Origin of the sequence: Actinoplanes sp. NPDC048791, assembly GCF_040650095.1 — a bacterium.
In the GTDB taxonomy this organism is placed as follows: domain Bacteria; phylum Actinomycetota; class Actinomycetes; order Mycobacteriales; family Micromonosporaceae; genus Actinoplanes.
The window spans coordinates 1-4189 of sequence record NZ_JBEZGQ010000595.1 but is presented as its reverse complement, the minus strand read 5'-3'; the positions used below and the strand labels follow the sequence as shown (position 1 = coordinate 4189).

Sequence of the window (4189 nt, the reverse complement as noted above, 5' to 3'; positions counted from 1 at the left end):
GCGCGGATGACGGAGGTGCGGCCGGCTTGCGGGGCGAGCCGGCCGCACAGCCAGTTGACGAGGTAGCGCCGGGTGTCCCAGCGGTCCCAGTCCCGGTGCAGATCGAGGAACGCGGCCTCGGCCGGTGAGAGATCGAAGGCCCGGTCGAGGGCGAGTCCGAAGTCGGCCAGGTAGAGCCGATGGCCGTCGGTGAGCACGTTGCCGGGGTGGGCGTCGAAGTGAACCAGGCCGTGCGCCCGGGTGACCTCGGTGGCCGCCCGCAGCTCCCGGTCCGCGAAGGCGGTGGCCCGTTCGCCGTCGCCCGCGTCGAATCGTTCGGTCAGCCAGGCGTGCAGCGTCCACGGCAGGAACTCCAGGAACAGCACGATCCCGGCGGTGGCGGCCTCGATCGCGGCCAGGCGGCGGGCCACGGCCGGGTCGCCGTCCCAGTCCCCGAAGCCGGGCAGTGTGGCGGGTGGGGACGGCAGGACGCGCCAGTGGTGCAGAAGCGGGAACCGGTCCGACACCCCGCTGCGTACCCACTGCGTGGTGGTGTGGTGGGTGGCCAGTTCCCGCCAGGCGCCGAAGCCGGTGGAGCCGACCCCGTACTGGTAACAGGTCGGCAGGCCGAAGACGTTGGCGGTGGAGCCGAGGTGCCCGGGACGGCGTTCCAGGTCGGTCAGCGGGATCCGCTTCACGAACACGGGCACCCCGGCCACGTCGAGCCGGGCGGTCCGCCCGCCGATCCCCACGCCCAGCGGCGTTGCGGCGTCGACCCGGGCGGCCAGTTCGTCGTCGTCCAGCCCGGTCAGTGCGGCGGCGACGGCCCGGTGCCGGTCGAGGCGGGACGTGCGGGAACCGGCGTTGCCCTGGTCTGCTGCCACCCCGAGATCGTCCGGCGAACGCGGGAACGGGTCAACTCGCGTACCCGGAGATGGTGTTGCCCTTGAGCGCGTAGATCCAGCCCCCGGTCACGACCACGTTGCCGCCGACGACGGCGCCGATCTGGGTGCCGGCGGATGCTCGGGCGCCGCTCGCCGCGTGCAGGATGCCGAGCGGCCGGCCACCGTCCACGGTGGCGTAGAGCAGGCCGCCCGCCCGGACCGGCTGGCCGGCGTTGCCCGGCAGGGACACGGTCCAGCGGCGCGCACCGGTGCCGGCGTCCAGGGCCTCGATGCCCTTCGCCATGGCCCGGTAGACGCGCCGGCCGTCGGTGGCGATGAGCGGGCTCGCCTTGCGGGCGGCGGTCCACCGGACAGCGCCGGTGGCGGCGTCCACGCTGACCATCTCGTTGCGGCTGCCGGAGGCGTAGAACCGGTCCCCGGCCGGGCTCGCCGCCTGCCCGGCCCAGGCGATCTTCCTGGTCCACACCACCGCGCCGGTCGTCACGGAGAGCGCGGAGGTGCCCACCCCGCCGACCCGGCTGACCAGCACCCGGCCACCGGCCGACACCCCGGCGGAGGAGTGGTCGGCGAGCTGCCAGCGCTGCGTGCCGTCGCTGACCGCCAGGCCGATCACGGTCGGGGTGTCGGACATCGACTCCCCGGAGACCACGGCGATCCCCCGGTCGACGACCAGCGATTCCACCGGCGCCGACACCTGCCTGGTCCACACGAGGCGGCCGGAAGCGGTGTCCAGCGCGCGGACCGTGCCGTCCGGGTCGCTCTGCGACTGGCAACCCTGGTTGGCCACGATGAGCAGGCCGCCGGAGACCGCCAGGTACGGGGTGCTCTCGTCCTCGGGCGACGACCAGGTGAAACGCCACGACGGCCGCCCGGTCCCGGCCTGGTACGCCGAGACGCCGGTCTCCTGGGCGACGAAGACCCGTCCACCGGCGACCACAGGCGCAGCCGCCCGCGCACACCGTTCCCGGGCCTCCGGCAGCGCGACGGTCCACCGGCGCCGCACCGCGTTGATGCTGTCCGCGTTGATGATCGACTCGCCGGGGTTGTAGTACGTGTCCCCGGCGCCGTAGCCGGGCTGGGTCCACTCCGCCGCGACGGCAGCCTGCACGGTAACGGGCACAGCGAGCACACCGGCGGCCACCAGGGCAACGCCGAGAGCAGGTAGGACGGGCAAAGGTCCTCCAGAGATCGAGCGGCACGAACGCTGTGAACGTAACCAGCGAAATGCCGCGCGCAGGCGTCTTTGCTCGATCATCACCCGCATTACGTTTCATTTGTTTCATTGACGTCTACCCATGCCAAGTGGTTGACAACAAGACCGAGGGCCGGTGTTCTGAGAAACAGCGGTGTTACGGAAATGTTTCATCCTGTTACAGCTGTCCCCTCCCCCGAAAGGACATCTCATGGCAGAAAGAACGCGACGGCTGGTGGCCCTGACCGCTTCCGCGGTAGTGACCATGGGCGCCGCGGCCTACGTGGTCGCCGCCGACACGGCCTCCTTCGCCGCCACGAGCGCCAACGTCTGGCTCACCACACCGGACCGCGGCAACCTGCTCACCCAGAAGGCCGCCGTCACCTTCGGCACGGCCGGCAGCGGCTCGACGATCACGGTCAACCCCGGCACCACCTACCAGTCCATGGTGGGCTTCGGGGCGTCGTTCACCGACGCGGCCGCCTGGAACGTCTACAACTCGTCGCAGCGCACCACCATCATGAACGCGTTGTTCGGCACCGGCAGCGGCATCGGCCTGAGCTTCGTGCGGCAGCCGATCGGGGCCAGCGACTTCTCCCGGTCGTTCTACACCTACGACGACGGTGCCGCCGATCCCTCGCTGTCGCGCTTCTCGACCGCCCATGACAACGCGTACATCCTGCCGCTGCTGCAGCAGGCCCGGCAGCTCAATCCGCAGCTCACCGTCAAGGGTGCACCGTGGAGCGCGCCGGCGTGGATGAAGACCAACAACAACCTCATCGGCGGTTCGCTGGCCCAGGCCAACGAGGGTGTCTACGCCGACTATCTGGTCAGGTTCGTGCAGGCGTACCAGGCAGCCGGAGTCCCCATCGGCTACCTGAGCGTGCAGAACGAGCCGCAGTTCTCCCCGCCCGGTTATCCGGGCATGCTGATGTCGGCCGAGCAGCAGGCCCGCGTCATCAACCTGCTCGCCCCGAAGCTGCGCGCCGCCGGGCTCAGCACCCGCATCCTCGGCTGGGACCACAACTGGGACAACACGTCGTACCCGCAGACCGTGAACAACGCCGCCGGCAGCAACGTGGCCGGCTCGGCCTGGCACTGCTACGCCGGTGACCCCGGCGCCCAGTCGGTCGTGCACAACGCCCAGCCCGCCAAGGACGTCTTCTTCACCGAGTGCTCCGGCGTCGAGTCGGCCAGCACCTTCGCCGACTCGCTGCGGTGGCAGGGCCGCAACCTGGCCGTCGGCGCCACCCGCAACTGGGCCCGGGCGGTCTCGCTCTGGAACCTCGCCCTGGACGCCAACCACGGACCGGTCATCGGCAGCTGCACCAACTGCATGGGCGTCGTCACCGTCAACGGCGGCAGCGTCACCTACAACGCCGAGTACTACGTCCTCGGCCACCTGAGCAAGTTCGTCAAGCCGGGCGCGGTCCGGATCGACTCCACCGGGTACGGCCAGGGCGGCATCGAGAACGTCGCCTTCCGCAACCCGGACGGCAGCATCGCGCTCGTGGCCGTCAACACCGGCGGCGACCAGGACTTCCAGGTCTCGTACCAGGGCGCGTCGTTCGGCTACCGGTTGCCCGCGGGCGCCATGGCCACCTTCACCTGGCCGGGCACGGGCGGCGGCACCACCACGCCCCCGGCGACCACCCCACCGGCCGGCCGGACCGGGGCCGTCACCAGCGCCAACGGCAAGTGCCTGGACGTCACCGACGGCTCCACCGCCAACGGCAACCTGCCGCAGATGTGGGCCTGCACCGCCGGGCCGAACCAGCGCTGGACCGTCGCCGCCGACGGCACGATCCGCGGGCTGGGCAAGTGCCTCGACGTCAAGGACAACGGCACGGCCGACGGTTCCGCCGTCCAGCTGTGGGATTGCGCCGGCGGCGCCAACCAGCGGTGGAGCTCCACCTCCGGCGGCACGCTGGTGAACGCCGCCGCCGGCAAGTGCCTCGACGTCAAGGACAACAGCACGGCGGACGGCGCCAAGCTGCAGATCTGGTCCTGCACCGGCGCCACGAACCAGCGCTGGACCCTGCCGGCGTGACCGGCGGGGGGGGGGGGTGGGCCGCCCCCGAGGCCCCCCCCCCCGGGACTGCGCCCGGGGGGT

The 4189-nt window shown here is 71.6% G+C and carries 3 protein-coding genes; 1 reads left to right on the top strand and 2 read right to left on the bottom strand.

Annotation, left to right across the window (positions count from 1 at the left end):
- Nucleotides 1-863: hypothetical protein (locus AB0C29_RS32080; RefSeq protein WP_360828112.1), on the bottom strand; the 863-nt coding region annotated here is incomplete at its 3' end.
- Nucleotides 864-894: 31 nt separating this feature from the next.
- Nucleotides 895-2058, bottom strand: a complete 1164-nt coding sequence (locus AB0C29_RS32075; RefSeq protein ID WP_360828109.1) for a PQQ-binding-like beta-propeller repeat protein — start codon at nucleotides 2056-2058, stop codon at nucleotides 895-897.
- Between the two features lie 229 nt (nucleotides 2059-2287).
- Between AB0C29_RS32075 and AB0C29_RS32070 the strand changes: the two genes are divergently transcribed.
- Nucleotides 2288-4126, top strand: a complete 1839-nt coding sequence (locus AB0C29_RS32070) for a lectin (protein WP_360828106.1) — start codon at nucleotides 2288-2290, stop codon at nucleotides 4124-4126.
- Nucleotides 4127-4189: the final 63 nt, after the last annotated feature.

Excerpts from the sequence above, each read along its gene's own strand:
- AB0C29_RS32070 (WP_360828106.1), top strand. The coding sequence starts at position 2,288 with ATGGCAGAAAGAACGCGACGGCTGGTGGCCCTGACCGCTTCCGCGGTA.